The following is a 19,728-nucleotide window of genomic DNA, read 5'->3' on the forward strand; positions in this document are numbered from 1 at the left end:
CCTCGGACGCACTTGGTCAAGTATCGCCACGCCAACTCATCTCCTGGGAGCGCTTCCAACCTGTCTCCGCGCGTTCTGCGAGACCGGCCAGTTCCAATTGCGGGAGCAGAGCCCGGACTCGCTTCAGCTCGACGCCGGACTCGACCGAGATGGTCTCGGGGCTGAACCCGAACGAAAGCCCCAAGGCTTCGAAGACCCGCATCGCGTCGCCCTGTGGCGGACCGGTGTCGGTGTTCCGAGTGGACTCGACCAGGTCGACGCCGAGCCGCCCGGTCGATTCGAGGACCTCCGCGACGCTGGTCACCGGCAGGGCCTCGCCGGACCGCAGCAGTTCGTGGCAGCCCAGCGAGCTGACGGACGTGACCGGACCGGGCACCGCCATGAGCACCCGCCCGAGCGCCGAGGTGGACGCCGCCGTGTTCTTGGCACCGCTGCGCCGCCCGGCCTCGACGACCACGGTCCCCTCCGCCAGCGCCGCGATGAGCCGGTTCCGGGTCAAGAACCGGTGACGGGCCGGGCTGCGGGTGGGCGGGTACTCGGTCACCACCAACCCCCGGTCGGCGATGCGGTCGATCAGCACCTGGTGACCGGCCGGGTAGGCCATGTCCACCCCGCAGGCCAGCACCGCGATGGTCGGGCCGCCCGCGCCGAGGGCACCCCGGTGCGCGGCCCCGTCGATGCCGTAAGCGGCACCCGAGACCACGGTGACCCCCGCTCCGGCGAGCCCGAACCCGAACTCGCCGGCGACGTGCTGCCCGTAGTCGGACGCGGCCCGACTACCCACCACCGCGACGGCCCGCCGGGTCAGCGCGGCGAGGTCGCAACTGCCGCGAACCCAGAGGGCGAGGGGTTCGAGACCACAGCGCAACCCGTTGGCAGCGGCGATGGCCAAGGCGTTGAACGGCCACCTCGGCCACTCCTCGTCCTCGGGGATCAGCAACCGACCCCCGAGCTGGTCGACGAGTTCGAGGTCGCGCTCGGCCCACTGCTCGGCGCGGCGGGCGGAGGTCTGACCGTCGACGGCGGGGGGCACATCACCGGCCCGAACCCTCGCCGCAGCCTCGATGGGACCGACCTCGGTGACGAAGGCCGCGAGGGCGGGAGCGGGCGGTTCGGCCACCCGGGAGAGGTAGGCACGGGCCAGCCGAAGCTCATCGCCGCTCATCGCCAACCTCCGGAGGACCGCCTACCGACAGAGGACCGCCCGCCGATGGAAGACCAGCGGAGGAGAAGACCGGAGGAGGTGGAAGGAGGCGGGGGGAAGGGCGCGGCAGCGAGGTGGTGCGGCGAGGACGAGGGTGGGGCGGGCGAGGGAGGGACAGGCGCGACGAGGGCAGGGGTGGTGAGGGCAGCGGTGGTGAGGGCAGCGGTGGGAGCGGCAAGGACCGGCGTGGGCGGGTTTGGCATGGGCCGCGGCTCGGGTGCGGGCGGATTGGGCGCGGGTCGCGGATTGGGCGCGGGTCGCGGATTGGGCGCGGGTCGCGGATTGGGCGCGGGTCGCGGATTGGGCGCGGGTCGCGGATTGGGCGCCGGCGGGTTGGGCGCGGGTCGCGGGTTGGGTGTGGAGCGGGTGGAAGGGTGGGGGTGGTGGGCGGTCATGACTTCCTCCGCTCGCGGAACTCCAGGGCGGCTGCCACGTGGTCCGCGGTGGGGTGGGTTTCCTCCGCCAGGTCGGCCAGGGTCCAGGCCACGCGCAGGCAGCGGTCGGCGCCTCGGCCGGTCAGGGAGCCCCTCGACAGGGCCCGGTCGAGGATTGCGGTGGTGTGGCTCGGCAGGGCGAACTCGCGGCGCAGGGATGGGCCCGGGACCTCGGCGTTGGTCAGCCAGCCTTGGGCCGACCAGCGTTCGGTCGCTCTCGTCCGCGCCTTGTGGACCCGGGCGCGGACGGTCGCGGTGGGTTCCGGTGGGATGTCGATGACGTTCATGGCGGTCAGCGGGCGCATGGGCACCCTCAGGTCCACCCGGTCCAGGAGGGGGCCGGAGAGCCTGGCCCGGTAGCGGCGCCTGGCGGCCGGCGGGCAGACGCAGTCGATCTCCTTCGGCGGGGCGCACGGGCAGGGGTTCGTGGCCATCACCAGTTGGAAGCGCGCCGGGTAGCGGGCTATGCCGTCACGCCTGGCCAGGCGCACCTCGCCCTCCTCCAGGACCGTGCGCAGGGCCTCCAGCTTCGCCGCGCCGAACTCGCACGCCTCGTCCAGGAACAGCACGCCTCGGTGGGCTCGGCTCACCGCGCCCGGTTTGGCCAGGCCCGCCCCTCCGCCGACCAGGGCCGCCGGTGACGTCGAGTGGTGCAGGGCCACGAACGGCGGGGTGGAGACCATCGGGGTCTCCGGGGTCAGGAGGCCGGCGATCGAGTGGACCGCGGTCACGCCCAGGGCCTCCTCCGGCGACAGCGGCGGGAGCAGGCCGGCCAGTCGCTGGGCCAGCATGGTCTTGCCGGTGCCCGGCGGGCCGGTGAGCAGGACGTGGTGGCCACCCGCGGCCGCCACCTCCAGGGCCCACCTCGCCTCCGGTTGGCCGATGACGTCGGCCAGGTCGGGGCCCGGTGGCGGTGCGGTCGCCTCCGGCTCGCCCGCCTCGGGCAGGGTGCCCTGGTTCGTGAGCCACGCCAGCACCTCGGCCAGGGTGGTCGCGCCGTGGACGGTCACGCCGTCCACCAGGGCGGCCTCCGGGAGGCACGGCGCGGGCACCACGGCCCTCGTCAGGTTCGCCCGGCGGGCGGCCAGCAGCGACGGGAGCACGCCCCTGATCGGGCGGACGCGGCCGTCCAGGGCCAGTTCGCCGAGCAGGACCGTGCCGGTCAGGGCCTCGCCCGGGATGGCCCTCGCCGCCGCCAGCACCACGCAGGCGATGGCCAGGTCGTAGCCCGAGCCGTTCTTCGGCAGGGTGGCCGGGGACAGGCCCAGGGTGACGCGCTGGCTCGGCCAGTGGTGGCCGCTGTTGCGCACGGCCGCCTTGACGCGGTCCTTCGACTCGTGCAGGGCGGCGTCCGGGAGGCCCAGGAGCTGGGTGTTCACCACGCCCACGCCCACGTCGGCCTCGATCTCGACGGGGACGCCGTCCACGCCGAAGAGGGCGACCGACCACGCTCGCGCGAGTGCCATCACACACCCCGCACGTGGCGCAGGTGGATCCGCCCGGTGCGCGGCCACTCGATGGCCACGACGTCGTAGCGGACCTCCACGCGGCCGATCCGGTTCGCGGCCAGCCAGCTCAGGGCCGCCCGGCGCACGCGGGCGAGCTTGGCCTCGTCCACCGCCTCCAGGGGCGCGCCGCGGGAGGTGCCGGAGCGGCACTTGACCTCCACCACGACGAGGCGGTCGCCGTCCGTGGCGACGATGTCCAGCTCGCCCTCCGGGCAGCGCCAGTTGCGCGCCAGGACGGACAGGCCCTGCTCCTCCAGGTAGCGGCAGGCCGCGGCCTCACCTCGTTTGCCCAGCTCCGTCGCGGTGCTCATGGTCCCTCCCCGGTCGTCGGTCTCGGGATCGACCTTGCCGGGGCGGGTGGGTGCGGGCCACGGGGAATTCGGGAACTGTGGACAACTCGCGGCGGTGGTGGTGGATAAACCGGAATTGTCGGGGTTGTGTGCTACGGCCAACGTCGCGAGGGCTCGACGCCCCGACGGGACCCGCCGGCGCGAAGGGCTCGACGTCATGGAGACCCGACCTCGCGAAGAGGCTCAACAACCGCGAAGGGCACCGGCATCCCGAAGGGGCCGACAGCCCGAAAGCCCCACCGCCCGCCGACGGGCTCAACGCCCGCAGGGGCCCACCGAAACGGTGGACCCCTGCGACGTGGTGGGTGTCAGGAGTTGAACGGCCCGTCCTCCGGCAACCGGAGTTCGGGCTTGTCCAGCTCCTCGACGTTGACGTCCTTGAAGGTGATCACCCGGACGTTCTTGACGAACCGGGCGGGGCGGTACATGTCCCACACCCAGGCGTCGGACATCCGCACCTCGAAGTAGACCTCGCCGTCCGCGTTGCGGACCTGCACGTCCACCGAGTTGGCCAGGTAGAACCGCCGCTCGGTCTCCACGACGAACGAGAACTGGCTGACGATGTCGCGGTACTCCTTGTACAGCGACAGCTCCATCTCGGTCTCGTACTTCTCGAGATCCTCTGCACTCATTACGCCTCCGCGCGGGTGTTCATCTGATCCGCGCCCCTCCTCGTCGCGAGCCTGCCACCGCCGGTGTGCGGGGGTGCTCCATTCTGGACCACGCCGGCGGTCGAGGCGCCCCGCGCCACCGGGTGCGGCGGCTCCAGCCCGTGCTCCCGGGCCGCAGCCGCCACATTCGCATACGACCAGCGGTGTTGCGCACTCGGGCCGTGCTCCCGCAGCGCGGCCGTGTGATCGGCGGTGCTGTAGCCCTTGTGCACGTCGAACCCGTAGGCGGGCAGCTCCTCGTGCAACCCGGTCATGATCCGGTCGCGCGTCACCTTGGCCAGCACGGACGCGGCGGCCACGCACGCGGCCACCCGGTCGCCCTTGACCACCGGCACGTTCGGCGCGGTCAACCCCGGCACGGGGAAGCCGTCGGTCAGCACGTACCCGGGATGTGCACCCAATCGGGCGACAGCCCGGCGCATCCCCTCGATGTTCGCCACGTGCACGCCGATCAGGTCGACCTCGGCGGCCGGCACCACGACCACGGCGCAGTCCTGCGCGCGCTCCAGCAGCAGGTCGTACATCCGCTCGCGGGCGGCCGCGGTGAGCAGCTTGGAGTCGGTGAGCCCCTCGAACCTCGCCGCGTCACCGGTCTTGAGCACGCACGACGCCACGACCAAGGGGCCCGCGCAGGCGCCGCGACCAGCCTCGTCCACGCCCGCCACGGGACCGAGGCCGCGCCGGTCCAGCGCGGCCTGGAAGGCCCACATGCCCGCGGCCTGCCGAACCTGCGCGCGGGGCGGCTTGCGGATCACCCCCCGACCCTATCCCAGCCCGGAGCGCCTCAGCCGCGCCCTCACCCGCCTGCCCACCAGCAGCACGGGCCACGCGGCGGCCAGGCCCGCGCCGGCGGGCAGGGCGTCCTGCCACGCGGGCGCGCCGAGGACCGGGGCCTGCGGGTCGTGGTCGCCGACGCCCTGCCAGCGCGACGGCGGCAGCACGACCACCCGCGCCTTGCCGACCACGTTCTCCACCGGCACCAACCCGGCCTCGCCGCCACCGCCCTGGCACCGCGAGTCGCACGAGTCGTTGCGGTTGTCGCCCATCACGAACAGGTACCCGTCGGGCACCTCGACCTCGGCGAACGACTCCTGCGCGGTGCTGCGCCCGGGAGCCCGGTACACGTACGGCTCGTCCAGCGGCTTGCCGTCGACCTGCACGCGGTTCCGGTCGTCGCAGCACTTCACGGTCTGCCCGCCGACCGCGACGACCCGCTTGACGAAGTCCTCCTCGTTCGCCGTGGGGAACCCCAGCAGCGAACCGGCGAACTGGACCGCCCTGGCGACCGGGTTGGCCGGCTCGGGCGACGCGAAGTCGCGGTTGATCCAGCTGTCCGGGCCGTGGAAGACCACCACGTCGCCCGGCTCGACGTCGGTGAAGTCGTAGGTGAGCTTGTCGACCAGCACGCGGTCGCCGAAGCAGTCGCCGGTGCACCCGTGCAGGGTCTGCTCCATCGACTCCGACGGGATCATGTAGACCTTCGCCAGGAAGGTCTGGATCAGCACCGCCAGCAGGACCGCCACACCGATGAGGATGGGCAGCTCCTTCCAGAAGGAGCCCTTCCTGGCGGCCTTCCGGCGCGTGCTCGCGCGCCAGCGCTCGACCTTCTCCTCGTGCTCCGGGTCCTCCCCGTCGGAAGGGCCCCGGGACGGTGCGACGTCTACCACCCGCCCAGCGTACCGATCAGGGCTGTGTGGCCCTGGTCAACCGCCTGCGCACCTTACGGGTGAAGAACAGGACCGGCCACGCCGCGGCCAGGCCCGCGCCCGCCGGGATCGCGCCCTGCCACGCGGGCGCGCCCAGCGCCACGGCCTGCGGGTCGTGGTCGCCGATGCCCTGCCAGCGCGACGGCGGCAGCACGATCACCCGGGCCTTGCCGATCACGTTCTCCTCGGGCACGACGCCCGCCAGGCCGCCGCCGCCCTGCTTGCGGGAGTCGGTGGAGTTGGTGCGGTTGTCGCCCATCACCCAGAGGTGGCCCTCGGGCACCTCCACCGGCGGGAACGGCTCGTGGTTCTCCGGCGACGTGCCGGGCTGCCAGTAGACGTACGGCTCGTCCAGCGGCTTGCCGTCGACCTTGACCCGGTGCTGGTCGTCGCAGCACTCGACCGTCTGGCCGCCCGTGGCGATGACCCGCTTGACGAAGTCCCGCTCGTTCGGCGGCGCGAGGCCGATCAGGGACGCCACCGAGTGCAGGGCCCTGACCACCGGGTTGCCCGACTCCTCGGTGGTGAAGTCGTTCTGGCCCCACGCGTCGGGGCCGCGGAACACCACGACCTCGCCCGGCTCGATGTCGGTGAAGTCGTAGACCAGCTTGTCCACCAGCACCCGGTCGTTGTTGCAGCCGGGGCAGCCGTGGAGGGTCTCCTCCATCGACTGCGACGGGATCACGTACACCCGCGCGAGGAAGGTCTGGATCAGGACGGTGAGCACCAGGGCCGTGGCGCCGAGCACGAGCAGCTCGCGCCACAGCGGGGGCTTCTTCTTGTCCTTGGCGGACTTGCCTCCCGCAGCCGCGTCCGGTGTGGACTCGGCTGCGGGATCCTGACCGTCTTCGTCAGCGGAGCGGTGCACGGGATCTGCCACGTGGGCAGGCTACTGGTTCCGCGTGAACCGGCCGTCAGGAGGCCGGCTTGGCCTCGCGCTTCTCGCGGATCTTGGCCGCCTTGCCGCGCAGGTCGCGCAGGTAGTACAGCTTCGCCCGGCGGACGTCGCCGCGGGTGGCGACCTCGACCTGGGCGATGTTCGGGGAGTGCATCGGGAAGGTGCGCTCGACACCGACGCCGAAGGAGACCTTGCGGACGGTGAAGGTCTCGCGGATGCCGCCGCCCTGGCGGCGGATCACGACGCCCTGGAACACCTGGACCCGCTCGCGGGAGCCCTCGATGACGCGGACGTGGACCTTCAGCGTGTCGCCCGGCCGGAAGTCCGGGATGTCGGAGCGCAGCGACTGGGCGTCAAGAGCGTCCAGGGTGTTCATCGGTGGTCCGTCCTCGTCCTCACGTGTATTGCGTACTCCCCCAGGGCGCGGTCCAGCCAACGTTTCACACGCGCGGGGGCGGGCTTGGCGCACGCCGGATGGGTTGAACCGGGTGCAGCAACCTGTCCAGTGTGCCAGACGCGCCCGGTCAGGGCGAAATCGGCCCTGACCTGAGCTCGTCGAGCAGCTCGCGGTCGTGCTTGTCGAGGGCGTCCTCGGGCAGCGCCTCGACCAGTTCCGGCCGGCGGTCCCAGGTGCGGCGCAGCGCCTGGTCGCGCCGCCAGCGGTCGATCAGCCGGTGGTTGCCCGAGCGCAGCACCTCCGGCACGGCCAGCTCGCGCCAGACCTCCGGGCGGGTGTAGCTGGGGCCCTCCAGCAGGCCGTCGGAGAACGAGTCCTCGGCGGCGGAGCGCGGGTTGCCCAGCACGCCGGGCAGCAGCCGGGCCACGGCCTCGACCACGACCAGCACGGCCACCTCGCCGCCCACCAGCACGTAGTCGCCGATGGAGACCTCGTCCACGCGGACCCGGCGGGACGCGTCGTCCACCACGCGCTGGTCGATGCCCTCGTACCGGCCGCAGGCGAACACCAGGTGCTCCTCGCCGGCCAGCTCGCGGGCCATCGCCTGGGTGAACGGCCGCCCGGCGGGCGTGGGCACGACCAGGCGGGTCGCCTCGGTGCACACGGCGTCCAGCGCGGCGCCCCACACCTGGGGCTTCATCACCATGCCGGGACCACCGCCGTAAGGGCTGTCGTCCACGGCCTTGTGCACGTCGTGCGTCCAGTCGCGCAGGTCGTGCACGCCGACCGAGATCAGGCCCCGGTCGATCGCCTTGCCGAGCAGCGCGGCCCGCAGGGGGTCCAGGTACTCGGGGAAGATCGTGACGACGTCAACGCGCATCGAGCAGGCCCTCGGGCGGGTCCAGCACCACCCGTCCGCCCGGGAGGTCGACGGAGGGCACGATGTCCCGGACGAACGGGACCATGGCCTCGTCGCCCGTCTCGCGCGTGATCACCAGCAGCTCGCCGCCCGGTCCGTGCAGGACCTCGCGGATCGTGCCGATCCTGGTGCCGTCGACCAGCTCGGCGACCAGGCCCTCCAGCTCGTGGTCGTAGAACTCGTCCGGGTCGCCGGTGGGCGGCAGGTCGTCCGTGCTGCCGAACAGCAGGGTGCCGCGCAGCGTCTCGGCGACGTCGCGGGTCAGGACCTCCTCGAAACGCACCAGCAGCCGCCCGGAGTGGTTCCGGGCGGCTGCGACGGTGAGGTTGCGGGACGTCCCGTCACGCAGTTTGGCGGCCAGCACCGAGCCCGGCGCGAACCGGGTCTCGGGCAGGTCGGTGCGCAGGTCGACGGCCAGTTCGCCGCCGATTCCGTGCGCCTTGGCCACTCGGCCGACGACGACGTCCATGTGCGCGCTCAGCGATCGGTGTCGACCACGTCGACGCGCACGCCACGGCCGCCGATGCCCGCCATCACGGTGCGCAGCGCGGTCGCGGTGCGGCCGGACCGGCCGATCACCTTGCCGAGGTCGTCCGGGTGGACGTGCACCTCCAGCGTGCGACCGCGCCGGGTCGTGACCAGGTTCACCCGGACGTCGTCCGGGTGGTCGACGATGCCCCGAACGAGGTGTTCGAGGGCGTCAGCCAACAAGCTCACGCCTCGTCCTTGGCGGCTTCGGCGGCGGGCTCGGCGTCCGCCTTCTTGGCGTCGTCCTTCTTCGCGTCGTCCTTCTTCGCGGACTTCTTCTTCGGCGTGGTGGCCTCGGTCGTCGGCGCGTCGCCGGCGGCGGCCAGCGCGGCGGCGAACAGGTCCGCCTTGCTCGGCTTCGGCTCCTTGAGCTTCAGCGTGCCCTCGGCGCCCGGCAGGCCCTTGAACTTCTGCCAGTCGCCGGTGATCTCCAGCAGGCGCTGCACGGACTCGGTCGGCTGCGCGCCGACACCCAGCCAGTACTGGGCCCGGTCGGCGTCGACCTGGATCAGCGAGGGCTCTTCCTTCGGGTGGTACTTGCCGATCGTCTCGATGGCCTTGCCGCTGCGGCGGGTGCGCGCGTCGGCGACGACGATCCGGTAGTACGGCTGACGGATCTTGCCAAGCCGCTGAAGCTTGATCTTGACGGCCACGGGTGTGGGTGCTCCTCGTGCTCTGATGTGCTCAGGTTGGGCAGTCCTCACCCGAGTGGGGCACGGGTGGTGAAAGCCCAGGTGTCTGGGGCGCCACGGCACGGTGAGAGGGACCGACCTCGGCGAACAACCGACAATTGTGCCAGACGACCCTAGTCCGCGGCGAACCGGGCCACCGGAGTGCCGCGCGACTCCAGTTCGGCGCGGATCCGCCGGGCGTGCTCGACCGCCCCCGAGGTGTCCCCGTGGACGCAGACGGACTCGACCCGGGCCCGCACGACGGTGCCGTCCACGGCCACCAGCTCGCCGTGCTCGGCCAGCCTCAGCACCTGCGCCAGCACGGCGTCGACGCCGGTCAGGACGGCGCCGGGCAGCCGGCGGGGCACCAGCGCGCCCTCCGGGGTGTAGGCGCGGTCGGCGAACGCCTCGCGCACGGCGCGCAGGCCGGCCAGCTCGGCGTGGCGCAGCAGCCGGGAGCCGGGCAGCCCGAGCACCGGCAGGTCGCCGAACGCCCGGACGCCCTCCACCACGGCCCGCGCCTGCTCGTCGTGGTGCACGGTGGCGTTGTAGAGCGCGCCGTGCGGCTTCACGTAGGACACCCTGGTGCCCGCCGCGCGGGCGCACGCGTCGAGCGCGCCCACCTGGTACAGCACCTCGTCGGCCAGCTCGGCCGGGTCGGCGTCGATGAAGCGGCGGCCGAAGCCCGCCAGGTCGCGGTAGGACACCTGGGCGCCGACGGCCACGCCGCGCTCGGCGGCCAGCCGGCACACCCGCCGCATGGTGGACGGGTCGCCCGCGTGGAAGCCGCAGGCCACGTTCGCGCTGGTGACGACGTCGAGCAGGGCGTCGTCGTCGCCCAGGCGCCAGATGCCGAACCCCTCGCCGAGGTCGCTGTTGAGGTCGATCACGCGGGCATCACCCCGATGGAGACGAGCAGGAGGGTCAGGCCGGGCAGGAAGTTGTTGATCACGTGCGCGACCACGCTGGCGGTCAGCCTGCGGGTGATCAGCCGGGCGATGCCGATCGGCAGGGCGATCACGATCAGCAGCGAGGTGCGCAGGGGCTCCAGGTGGCTGGCCGCGAAGATCAGGGTGGTGAGCGTGAACGCCGCCCAGCGGCTCCAGCGCTGCCGCTCGATCGCGCCCCAGAGCAGGCCGCGGTAGATGACCTCCTCGCAGACCGGGCCCAGGAAGCAGACGTAGAAGAACATCGCGACGGCGGCGCCCACCGGCAGTCCCGCGCCGTCGACCAGCTCGCCGATCGCCGACGTCGCGTTCTGGTCGCCCACCACGTGCGACCAGATCACCGCGGCGACGTAGGTCAGCACCAGGCCGAGCGCGCCCAGCTTGAGGCCGATCTTGACGTCGGCCCGGTTCCAGCCCAGGCGCAGGTCCTGCCACGGACCGTTGCCGCGCACGCAGGTGATGACGACCGCCACGGTCGCCGCGAGGACGGTGGGCACCATCGAGCCCACCAGGATGAACGCCACCGAGGAGCCGATGTCCATGCCCGAGGTGCGGGCCAGCGCCGTGATGAACACGGCGCTGAGGATGAAGACCGCTTCCACCAGCAGGAAGGCGCCGAAGCCCCAGCGCTGGCCGGTGCGTTCCGGCTCCGGTTCCCGCCCGACGGCGCGGACGCTCGCGATCAGCCCCGTCGGGGGTTCGTCCGGTGGTTCCACAGCCATCCACCCTAATCAGCCGGTGTACAGGTAGACGGCGGGCAGCAGGTTGTTCGTCGCGTGGGCCACCACGCTGGACGCTGCCCGTCCGGTGATCATCCGGGCCGCGCCGATGGCGAGCCCCTGGGCGAAGAGGCCGAGCATCCGCCAGCTCTCCTCGTGGAGGAAGGCGAAGACCAGGGCGGTGAGGGCCAGGACCACGCCCTTCGGGATCTTGTAGTGGGCCAGGGCCTGCCACAGCGCGCCCCTGGTGAGCAGCTCCTCGGTCAGCGGCGCGCCGAGGAAGACGAACAGGGCCGCGGCGGCCAGCCAGACCGTCCGACCGCCCGACAGGGCCTCGATCTGCTCCACCCCGGTGGTCGGGTCGGGGTTGATGCGCAGCAGGATCGTGCCGAGCAGCCAGGCGGCCAGCAGCGCCGCGCCGCCCATGGCCAGGCCCACCCGGAGGTCGCGCGCGGTGGGCCACAGGCCGAAGTCGCGGTTCGGGCCGCTGCCCAGGCGCCACGACACCACGGCCGGGCCGAGGCCCAGCAGGACGTTGGGCAGGAACACCAGGAGCAGCAGCGGGCCCAGCACCGGCGGGTCGGCGACGTCCACCTCGGCGAAGCGGTCGGCGGTGGCGGCGGTGAAGACCAGCGTGGCCAGGTAGTAGCCGCCCAGGCCGGTGAAGAACGCCAGGAACGCCCAGTGCCCGCGACCGGTGTCCTGGATGTCCTGTTCCGCCACCCGTCCGAAAGTACTGGGCCGTGGACGTGCGGTGCCGCCCGAGTTCGGTCAAGATCACCCTGACGGCGGCACGCATGCGTTCGGGGTGCCCGCGTGAGCAGGAAGAATTCCGCCGGGAGCGCGGTTTTGCCGAACGGTCGGCGCCGGCCCGCCGACGCCGGTCCGGCGACACCGGTCGGCCGACACAGGTCCGGGACGCCGCCCGGGAACGCCGCTCGCGCGAGCGTCAGCCGTGGATCCGGCCCCTCAGCATCACCAGTCGCGGCCGGCGCAGCGCGGCCAGGTCCTCGCGCGGGTCCGACTCGTAGACCACGACGTCGGCCGCGGCGCCCTCGGTGAGCGACGGGAAGCCCAGCCACTCGCGGGCCGCCCAGGAGGCCGCGCCCAGGGCTTGCTCCGCCGTCAGGCCGACCCGGTGCAGCGCCTCGACCTCGTCGACGACCCGGCCGTGCGCGATGCCGCCGCCCGCGTCGGTGCCCGCGAACACCGGCACGCCCGCCTCGACGGCCTTGGCCACGGTCCGGTCGACGCGCGCGTGCAGGTCCCGCATGTGGGCCTGGTAGACCGGGTACCGGTCCGCGCCCGCCGCGATCGACGGGAAGTTCTCGACGACGTTGATCAGGGTGGGCACCAGGGCCGTGCCGTTGCGCGCCATCAGCTCGATCGCGTCGTCGGTCAGGCCCGTGCCGTGCTCGACGCAGTCGATGCCCGCGTTGAGCAGCGCCGGGAGGGCCTCCTCGCCGAACACGTGCGCGGTGACCCTGGCCTTGCCCTCGTGGGCGACCTTGATCGCCTCGACGAGCACGTCCTCGGTCCACAGCGGCGCCAGGTCGCCGGTGTCCCGGTCGATCCAGTCGCCGACGAGCTTCACCCAGCCGTCGCCGTCGGCGACCTGCTGCGCCACCGCGGCCGGCAGGTCGGCCGGGTCCTCCAGCTCGTGGCCCAGGTACCGGATGTAGCGCCGGGGCCGGGCCAGGTGGCGGCCCGCCCGGATGACGCGCGGCAGGTCGAGGCGCTCCTGGAGCGGCCTGGTGTCCAGGGGCGAGCCGCAGTCGCGCAGCAGCAGCGCGCCCGCGTCGCGGTTGGCCAGCGCCTGGTCGACGGCCGCGGGCAGGTCGACCGCGCCGTGGGGCCCGAGGCCGACGTGGCAGTGCGCGTCCACCAGGCCGGGCACGAGGTACCCGCCGTCGGACACCGTGGTCGCGCCGGGCACCGGGCGGGTGCGGATGCGGCCGTTGACCACCCAGAGGTCGCGCGGGGCGCCGCCCTCGGGGAGGACGACGCCCCGCAGGTGCAGACCGGTCACTTGCCGAACTTCAGCTTCGACGGGTCGAAGCCGGGCGGGAGCTGGTCGAGGCCGCCGAGGCCGGGCGGCAGCTCGGGCGCGCCGCCGGGCGGGACCATGCCGGGCGGCACCATCCCCGGCGGCATCATGCCGGGCATCCCGGGGAAGCCGCCGCGCACCTTCGGCGGCGTCGGGCCGCGCCCCTTGCCCTTCTTCCCCTTCTTGCCCTTGCCCTTGCGGTTGTTCTTGCCGCCGCCGCCCGGCAGGCCGAACCGGCCCGCCATCTGGCTCATCATCTTGCGCGCCTCGAAGAAGCGGTTGACCAGGTCGTTGACGTCGCTGACCCGGACGCCCGAACCGTTGGCGATGCGCAGCCTGCGGGAGGCGTTGATCATCTTGGGGTCGTCGCGCTCGGCCGGCGTCATGCCGCGGATGATCGCCTGGACCCGGTCGAGGTGCTTCTCGTCGAGGTTGGCGAGCTGGTCCTTCATCTGGTTCGCGCCCGGCAGCATCCCCAGCAGGTTGGCGATGGGCCCCATCTTGCGCAGGGCCAGCATCTGCTCCAGGAAGTCCTCCAGGGTCAGCTGGCCGGAGCCGAGCTTGACCGCGGCGGCCTCGGCCTGCTCGGCGTCGAACGCCTGCTCGGCCTGCTCGATGAGGGTGAGCATGTCACCCATGCCGAGGATGCGGCTCGCCATCCGGTCCGGGTGGAAGACGTCGAAGTCCTCCAGCTTCTCGCCGTTGGAGGCGAACAGGATCGGCTGGCCGGTGACCTCGCGGACGCTGAGCGCGGCGCCGCCGCGGGCGTCGCCGTCGAGCTTGGTGAGCACCACGCCGGTGAAGCCGACGCCGTCGCGGAACGCGGTGGCCGTGTTGACCGCGTCCTGACCGATCATCGCGTCGACCACGAACAGCACCTCGTCGGGCTGCACGGCGGCGCGGATGTCGATCGCCTGGCGCATCATCTCCTCGTCGACGCCCAGGCGGCCCGCGGTGTCGACCACGACGACGTCGTGCTGCGCCCGCTTGGCCTCCTCGACGCCGCGGCGGGCGACGCCGACCGGGTCGCCGACGCCGTTGCCGGGCTCGGGCGCGAACACGGGCACGCCCGCGCGCTCGCCGACCACCTGGAGCTGGGTCACCGCGTTGGGGCGCTGGAGGTCGCACGCCACGAGCAGCGGCGTGTGGCCCTGGACCTTGAGCCACCTGGCGAGCTTGCCCGCCAGGGTCGTCTTGCCCGCGCCCTGGAGGCCGGCGAGCATGATGACCGTCGGCGGCGTCTTGGCCAGGTTCAGCCTGCGGGTCTCCCCGCCGAGGATGCCGACCAGCTCCTCGTTGACGATCTTGACGACCTGCTGCGCCGGGTTCAGCGCCTGGGAGACCTCGGAGCCCTTGGCCCGCTCCTTGACGCTGGCGATGAAGGAGCGCACCACGGGGAGCGCGACGTCGGCCTCCAGCAGCGCGACGCGGATCTCGCGCGCGGTGGCGTCGATGTCGGCGTCGGAGAGCCGCCCCTTGCCCCGCAGGTTCTGCAGGACCGAGGTGAGCCGGTCGGAGAGGGTGTTGAACACGGTGCCGCCAGACCTCGCACGTCGGATTCCGCCACTGGTCACCCGCCAGGGTAGCCGCTCACGCGGCGGCCACCGAAAGCCGCAGGCGATCACGGCGGGTGAGCACGGTCAGGGCGCGCCACCCGCGCGGCGGGTGACCCGAGGCGAAGCGGGCCCGCAGCCGGGTCGCGCGGCGCACGTGCCGGGCGAACGACCGGGAGTTCAGCAGCCTGCCCCGCTCGACCTGGCCCGACAGGGCCTCCTCGGGGCTGGCGTCGAGCCACACGAAGTGCCGGGACCGGCCGGTCAGCAGTCCGACGACCACCAGGCCGGCGCGCGTGGTCGGCCGGGTGGACGGCTCGTGCACCAGCACCAGGCTGCGGGTGGCGGTGATCGCGTACCAGAGGATGCGGGTGCGGTGCAGGAGGTGCACCACCGGGCGGTAGCAGCGGTAGGGAACGGCCCGGGGGACGATGCCGACGAGGTGGGCCCGCACCTGGTCGGAGTCCAGCACGACCGCTGGTGCGCCCCCGGTGTCGGCGGCGGCGAGCAGCGTCGTCTTGCCCGCGCCCGGCAGGCCGGCCAGCACGACGAGTGAACGCGGCCTCACGGCGACGGCGGTCATCGTTTCCATACTAAAGAGACGTTTCGGACGCCGCCGAGTTCCGGGTCCCCGGGCCCCGGCACTCGGCATCGAACCACTCGGCTCCGAACCGCCCGGTCCCGGGCGGCCCGAGCCGTTCCCGGCGGGTGGTCCGGGGGCGGCACAACCCCTCGATGAGCCGCTCCCGGACCACCCGGGTGACGACGACCCCCGTCGTCACGACCCCAAGCCTGCCCCGCCGGCGGGTCGCCCGGCAGCGTGAGCACCCGTGGGGGTCGTGCGTAGACCTACCTGGTTCACCGGGCGGCGAGGACCACCGCGCGTTCGACCGCCGCGCGGCGGTCGGACCCGAGGCCGTCCGCCGCGGTGAGCGCGAACGAGTCGACGACCGTGGAGCCCAATGTGGACACCCGCGCCCACACCACGTCGACGCCGGACCGCTCCAGCGCGTCGGCGACGCGGTGCAGCAGCCCGATCCGGTCGGCCGCCCGCAGCTCCAGCACCGCCGCGCCGGTCGACTCGTCGTCGAACCACAGCACCTTCGGCGGCGGCGGGTCCTGCGGCGGACCCCCGTAGTCGCGCTCCTTGGCGGCGAGCTTGTCGGCCAGCGCCAGCGAGCCGTCCACGGCCCTGGTCAGCTGCTCGCGCAGCAGGGTCACCTCCGGCAGCGAGCCGAACCTCGGTGAGACGGTGAAGACGTCCACGGCCGCGCCCTCGTGCGAGCGCAGCGCGGCCGCGTGCACCTCCAGCGAGTTCAGCGCCAGCACCCCCGCGGCCCGCGAGAGCAGGCCGGGCCGGTCCGGCGCGACGACCGTGACGACGGCCGTGCCGCCGCTCGCGTCGAGCAGGACGTCGGGCCTGCCGCTGCCGGCCACGGCCCGCGCCAGGTCCCGCTGCCGCTGGTCCAGGGGCTCCGGCTCGGGCAGCGGGTCGCCCGCCATCGCGGTGCGGCAGCGGCTGACCAGGTCGTTGACCAGCGACGCCTTCCAGTCCGTCCACACGCCCGGCCCGGTGGCCAGCGCGTCGGCCTCGGCCAGCGCGTGCAGCAGCTCCAGCAGCACCGGGTCGCCGCCGAGCGCGTCCACCACCCGGCGCACGGTCGCCTCGTCCTCCACGTCCCGCCGGGTCGCCGTGTGCGGCAGCAGGAGGTGGTGGCGCACCAGCGCGGTGAGCGTCACCACGTCCTGCGGCCACAGGCCGAGGCGTTCGGCGATCTGCGTGGTCAGCGCCGCGCCGACCACGGAGTGGTCGGCCTGCCTGCCCTTGCCGATGTCGTGCACCAGGGCGCCCAGCAGGAGCAGGTCCGGGCGCGAGACGCGGGTGACCAGCCGGGCCGCGTGCGCCGTGGCCTGCACGAGGTGGCGGTCCACGGTCCAGGTGTGCGCGGCGTCGCGCGGCGGCAGGTCGCGCACCGCGCCCCACTCCGGGAACAGCCTGCCCCACAGGCCGGTGCGGTCCAGGGCCTCCACCACGTCGATCAGGCCCGTGCCGCTGCCCAGCAGCGCCAGCAGCTCGTCGCGGGCCTCCCGGGGCCACGGCTGCCGCAGCTCGGGCGCCGAGTCGGCGAGCTTGGCCAGGGTGCCCGCGGCGATCGGGTGCTTGCTGCGCGCGGCGGCCGTGGCCACCCTGAGCAGCAGCGCCGGGTCGCGACCGGGCACGGCGTCCCGGGCCAGCGCCACCTCCGCGCCGTGCAGCACGACGCCCTCGTCCAGGGGTCGTCTGGCGGGCGCGCGCCGCAGGGGGGACCGCGCGAACACGCCCAGCCCCCGCTTGGGCGCGGCCGCCCGCGCCGTGCGCGTGGCCACGTCCACGGCGTACACGATGGTGCGCGCCGCCGAGGACATCGCCCGCGCCAGCGCGAACCGGTCCGGCAGGCCCAGGGCCGACGCCACCTCGTCGCCGTCCTGCGCGCGCAGCACGTCGCGCGGCCGACCGGCCACCCGGCGCAGCTCCGTGCGCACGTCCAGCAGCAGCTTGCGCGCCTCCTCGACCTCCGCCGACGGCCGGTCGGTGAGCTGCGCGGCGCTCAGCGCGTCCAGCAGCGTCACGTCGCGCAGCCCGCCGCGGCCGTGCTTGAGGTCGGGCTCGACGCGGTGCGCGATCTCGCCGCTGCGGGCCCACCGCCGCGAGGCGGACTCGGCCATCTCGTCCAGCCGGCCGCGCACGCCGGAGCGCCACGCCTGGCGCGCGCCGTCGACCAGGCGCCGGGTGACCTCCTGGTCGCCCGCGAGGTGCCGGGCGTCGAGCAGCCCCAGCGCGGTGCGCAGGTCGGAGGCCGCGACGCGCAGCGCCTCGCCGACCGTGCGCACCGAGTGGTCCAGGCCGATGCCGGAGTTCCACAGCGGGTACCACAGCTTCTCCGCCACCACGTCGACGCCCTTGTGCCCGTTGTGCACCAGGACGAGGTCGAGATCGGAATAGGGCACCAGCTCCCGCCTGCCCAAACCCCCCACGGCGGCCAGTGCGACACCGCTGCCCGCCCCACCCACGCCCGCCTGCGTGGCGTGCGCGGTGAGCCAGAACTCGTGCAGGTCCACCAGCGCCTCGCGCAACGACTCCCCCGTCAAACGGCGCCGACCTGGCGCGAGCAGCCGATCGCGTGCCCGCACCAGGTCGTCCGCCGTGACGACGGCCGTCTCGGCGTCGTCCATAACGGCCGTCCCCCCTTCCCTACAGGGCGTCCGAGCCGCGCTCCCCGGTCCGAACCCGGATGACCGTGTCGACCGGGGTCACCCAGACCTTCCCGTCGCCGATCTTGCCGGTGCGCGCGGCCTCCACGACGGCGTCCAGGACCTTGTCCACGGCCGCGTCGTCGATCAGCACCTCGATGCGCAGCTTGGGCACGAAGTCGACGGCGTACTCGGCGCCGCGGTAGACCTCGGTGTGGCCCTTCTGCCTGCCGTAGCCCTGCACCTCGCTGACGGTCATGCCCAGCACCCCCAGCTGCTCCAGGGATGCCTTCACGTCGTCCAGGGTGAACGGCTTGATGATCGCGGTGACCAGCTTCATGACTTGTTGCTCCCCTCAAGGACGGCGGTGGCGCCGGCGGCGACACTGGACTTGCTCCCGCCACGGGTGCCGAGGCCGCTGCCGAACTCGTAGGCGGTCTCCGCGTGCTCGGCCTCGTCGATGCCGCCGACCTCGGCCTCCTCGTCGGCCCGGAAGCCGATCGTGACCTTGATCAGGTAGCCGAGCAGCAGGCTGAGCACGAAGGAGTACGCGAACACCGCGATCGCGCCGACGGCCTGCCGCCACAGCTGGTCGACGCCGCCGCCGTAGAAGAGGCCGTTGACGCCCGCCGGCGCGGCGTCGCTGGCGAAGAGGCCGATCAGCAGGGTGCCGGACAGGCCGCCGACCAGGTGCACGCCGACCACGTCGAGCGAGTCGTCGAAGCCGAAGCGGTACTTGAGGCTGACCGCCAGGGCGCACAGCGCGCCGGTGATCGCGCCGATCGCGATGGCGCCGAGCGGGGTGACCGACGAGCAGGCCGGGGTGATCGCGACGAGGCCCGCGACGATGCCGGAGGCCGCGCCGAGGGTCGTGGCGTTGCCGTCGCGGACGCGCTCGACCAGCAGCCAGCCCAGCATCGCGGCGGACGTGGCGACCAGGGTGTTGACGAAGGTGACGCCGGCGGTGGCGTTGGCGGCGACCGCGGAGCCCGCGTTGAAGCCGAACCAGCCGAACCACAGCAGACCGGCGCCCAGGACGACCAGCGGCAGGCTGTGCGGCTTCATCCGGTCCTTCGGCCAACCGACGCGCTTGCCGAGGACCAGCGCCAGCGCCAGGCCCGCCGCACCGGCGTTGATGTGCACCGCCGTGCCGCCGGCGAAGTCGATGGCGGCCAGCTGGTTGGCGATCCAGCCGCCCGGGTCGACGACGTTGCCCGCCTCGTCCTTGCCGTCGAAGTCGAAGACCCAGTGCGCGACCGGGAAGTAGACGACGATCGACCAGAGGCCCGCGAACAGCAGCCAGGGGCCGAAGCGGGCACGGTCGGCGATGGCGCCCGAGATCAGCGCCACGGTGATGATGGCGAACATCGCCTGGAACGCGACGAACACCGTGGCCGGCAGCGTGCCGGACAGCGCGTCGGGGCTGAGCAGGCCGTCGAGGCCGAAGAACTCGAAGGGCGAGCCCAGCAGGCCCGCGCCGACGTCCTTGCCGAACGCCATCGAGTAGCCGACGAGGACCCAGAGCACACCGACCACGCCGATGGCACCCAGGCTCATCATCATCATGTTGAGCACGCTCTTGGACCGGACCATGCCCCCGTAGAAGAAGGCCAGGCCCGGTGTCATCAACAGCACCAGCGCGGCACTGGTGAGTACCCAGGCGGTGTCCCCTGTATCCACTGTCGACCTCCACTGCACGTCGGTTGCAGGGAGCATCGGTATGTCCTGTTTCACGCGGTTGCGCCGAAGGTTTCGCGCCGGTGAACTGTCCGGTGCCCGGTGTTACGACCAGGTTTCGCGTGCTTGAAGGGGGCGGTTCCGCCCGCGATCAGTCCGCTCGACCGGGGAATCCCCGGTGACGGACCGTGTGAGCGCCCCTCGCACCCGGGGTGGTCCCGGGTCTCCCGACCGCGGCGCCGGCGACGGTGGGTCACGACCGTTCCGG

21 protein-coding genes and 1 pseudogene are annotated in these 19,728 nt (G+C 73.2%); 1 reads left to right on the forward strand and 21 read right to left on the reverse strand.

The genetic code is table 11. The annotated features are described in order from the left end of the window. Positions 1-16 precede the first annotated feature (16 nt). A complete protein-coding gene (gene dprA / locus ABD223_RS07415; RefSeq protein ID WP_344035178.1) occupies positions 17-1,165 on the reverse strand; it encodes a DNA-processing protein DprA in 1,149 nt (382 codons plus the stop codon). 116 nt (positions 1,166-1,281) lie between these two features. Between dprA and ABD223_RS43490 the strand changes: the two are divergent. After that, positions 1,282-1,518: pseudogene (locus tag ABD223_RS43490) on the forward strand (hypothetical protein); the annotation flags it as partial. A gap of 77 nt (positions 1,519-1,595) precedes the next feature. Here ABD223_RS43490 and ABD223_RS07420 read toward each other — a convergent pair. The 20 genes from ABD223_RS07420 to ABD223_RS07515 form a co-directional block, all read right to left on the reverse strand. After that, positions 1,596-3,104 carry a YifB family Mg chelatase-like AAA ATPase gene (locus ABD223_RS07420; protein ID WP_344035179.1) on the reverse strand — a complete coding sequence of 503 codons (1,509 nt, stop codon included), beginning with the start codon at positions 3,102-3,104 and terminating at the stop codon, positions 1,596-1,598. Continuing rightward, the gene (locus ABD223_RS07425; protein ID WP_344035181.1) at positions 3,104-3,457 is read right to left on the reverse strand and encodes a YraN family protein; all 354 of its coding nucleotides are present in this window, start codon (positions 3,455-3,457) and stop codon (positions 3,104-3,106) included. The genes ABD223_RS07420 and ABD223_RS07425 overlap by 1 nt, the downstream gene beginning before the upstream one ends. A 347-nt stretch (positions 3,458-3,804) precedes the next feature. Continuing rightward, entirely contained in the window at positions 3,805-4,128 is a 324-nt protein-coding gene (locus ABD223_RS07430; RefSeq protein ID WP_033431454.1) for a DUF2469 domain-containing protein, read from the reverse strand. Then, positions 4,128-4,922 carry a ribonuclease HII gene (locus ABD223_RS07435; protein WP_380645690.1) on the reverse strand — a complete coding sequence of 265 codons (795 nt, stop codon included), beginning with the start codon at positions 4,920-4,922 and terminating at the stop codon, positions 4,128-4,130. The genes ABD223_RS07430 and ABD223_RS07435 overlap by 1 nt, the downstream gene beginning before the upstream one ends. Before the next feature lie 9 nt (positions 4,923-4,931). Next, a complete protein-coding gene (gene lepB, locus ABD223_RS07440) occupies positions 4,932-5,834 on the reverse strand; it encodes a signal peptidase I (RefSeq protein WP_344035182.1) in 903 nt (300 codons plus the stop codon). A gap of 16 nt (positions 5,835-5,850) precedes the next feature. Beyond that, positions 5,851-6,753 (reverse strand): signal peptidase I, encoded by a 903-nt coding sequence (lepB, locus tag ABD223_RS07445; protein WP_344035183.1) that lies wholly within the window; start codon positions 6,751-6,753, stop codon positions 5,851-5,853. Positions 6,754-6,787: 34 nt separating this feature from the next. Next, a complete protein-coding gene (gene rplS, locus ABD223_RS07450) occupies positions 6,788-7,147 on the reverse strand; it encodes a 50S ribosomal protein L19 (protein ID WP_344035184.1) in 360 nt (119 codons plus the stop codon). Positions 7,148-7,295: 148 nt separating this feature from the next. Further along, a complete protein-coding gene (gene trmD / locus ABD223_RS07455) occupies positions 7,296-8,048 on the reverse strand; it encodes a tRNA (guanosine(37)-N1)-methyltransferase TrmD (protein WP_344035185.1) in 753 nt (250 codons plus the stop codon). After that, positions 8,038-8,556, reverse strand: a complete 519-nt coding sequence (gene rimM, locus ABD223_RS07460) for a ribosome maturation factor RimM (RefSeq protein WP_344035186.1) — start codon at positions 8,554-8,556, stop codon at positions 8,038-8,040. The genes trmD and rimM overlap by 11 nt, the downstream gene beginning before the upstream one ends. An 8-nt stretch (positions 8,557-8,564) precedes the next feature. Further along, positions 8,565-8,804, reverse strand: a complete 240-nt coding sequence (locus ABD223_RS07465; RefSeq protein WP_015104447.1) for an RNA-binding protein — start codon at positions 8,802-8,804, stop codon at positions 8,565-8,567. Then, positions 8,801-9,268 carry a 30S ribosomal protein S16 gene (gene rpsP / locus ABD223_RS07470; protein WP_344035187.1) on the reverse strand — a complete coding sequence of 156 codons (468 nt, stop codon included), beginning with the start codon at positions 9,266-9,268 and terminating at the stop codon, positions 8,801-8,803. Before rpsP ends, ABD223_RS07465 begins: the two co-directional genes overlap by 4 nt. Positions 9,269-9,420: 152 nt before the next feature. After that, positions 9,421-10,176: a LamB/YcsF family protein gene (locus ABD223_RS07475; RefSeq protein WP_344035188.1), complete on the reverse strand. Its 756-nt coding sequence runs from the start codon at positions 10,174-10,176 to the stop codon at positions 9,421-9,423. Further along, on the reverse strand, positions 10,173-10,955 hold the full coding sequence (locus ABD223_RS07480; RefSeq protein ID WP_380645692.1) for a CPBP family intramembrane glutamic endopeptidase: 783 nt from the start codon (positions 10,953-10,955) through the stop codon (positions 10,173-10,175). The genes ABD223_RS07475 and ABD223_RS07480 overlap by 4 nt, the downstream gene beginning before the upstream one ends. A gap of 9 nt (positions 10,956-10,964) precedes the next feature. After that, positions 10,965-11,675: a CPBP family intramembrane glutamic endopeptidase gene (locus ABD223_RS07485; protein WP_344035189.1), complete on the reverse strand. Its 711-nt coding sequence runs from the start codon at positions 11,673-11,675 to the stop codon at positions 10,965-10,967. 226 nt (positions 11,676-11,901) lie between these two features. Next, positions 11,902-12,981, reverse strand: a complete 1,080-nt coding sequence (locus ABD223_RS07490; RefSeq protein ID WP_344035190.1) for an amidohydrolase family protein — start codon at positions 12,979-12,981, stop codon at positions 11,902-11,904. Beyond that, a complete protein-coding gene (gene ffh / locus ABD223_RS07495) occupies positions 12,978-14,531 on the reverse strand; it encodes a signal recognition particle protein (RefSeq protein WP_344035191.1) in 1,554 nt (517 codons plus the stop codon). The genes ABD223_RS07490 and ffh overlap by 4 nt, the downstream gene beginning before the upstream one ends. Positions 14,532-14,589: 58 nt before the next feature. After that, positions 14,590-15,135 (reverse strand): AAA family ATPase, encoded by a 546-nt coding sequence (locus ABD223_RS07500; RefSeq protein ID WP_344035192.1) that lies wholly within the window; start codon positions 15,133-15,135, stop codon positions 14,590-14,592. Positions 15,136-15,410: 275 nt separating this feature from the next. Then, on the reverse strand, positions 15,411-17,765 hold the full coding sequence (locus ABD223_RS07505) for a [protein-PII] uridylyltransferase (RefSeq protein WP_344035193.1): 2,355 nt from the start codon (positions 17,763-17,765) through the stop codon (positions 15,411-15,413). A 19-nt stretch (positions 17,766-17,784) separates the two neighbouring features. Beyond that, positions 17,785-18,123: a P-II family nitrogen regulator gene (locus tag ABD223_RS07510; RefSeq protein WP_344035194.1), complete on the reverse strand. Its 339-nt coding sequence runs from the start codon at positions 18,121-18,123 to the stop codon at positions 17,785-17,787. After that, positions 18,120-19,463, reverse strand: a complete 1,344-nt coding sequence (locus tag ABD223_RS07515; protein WP_344035195.1) for an ammonium transporter — start codon at positions 19,461-19,463, stop codon at positions 18,120-18,122. Before ABD223_RS07515 ends, ABD223_RS07510 begins: the two co-directional genes overlap by 4 nt. Positions 19,464-19,728: the final 265 nt, after the last annotated feature.

The sequence above is a fragment of the Saccharothrix xinjiangensis genome (assembly GCF_039527585.1).
GTDB classification, from domain to species: Bacteria; Actinomycetota; Actinomycetes; order Mycobacteriales; family Pseudonocardiaceae; genus Actinosynnema; species Actinosynnema xinjiangensis.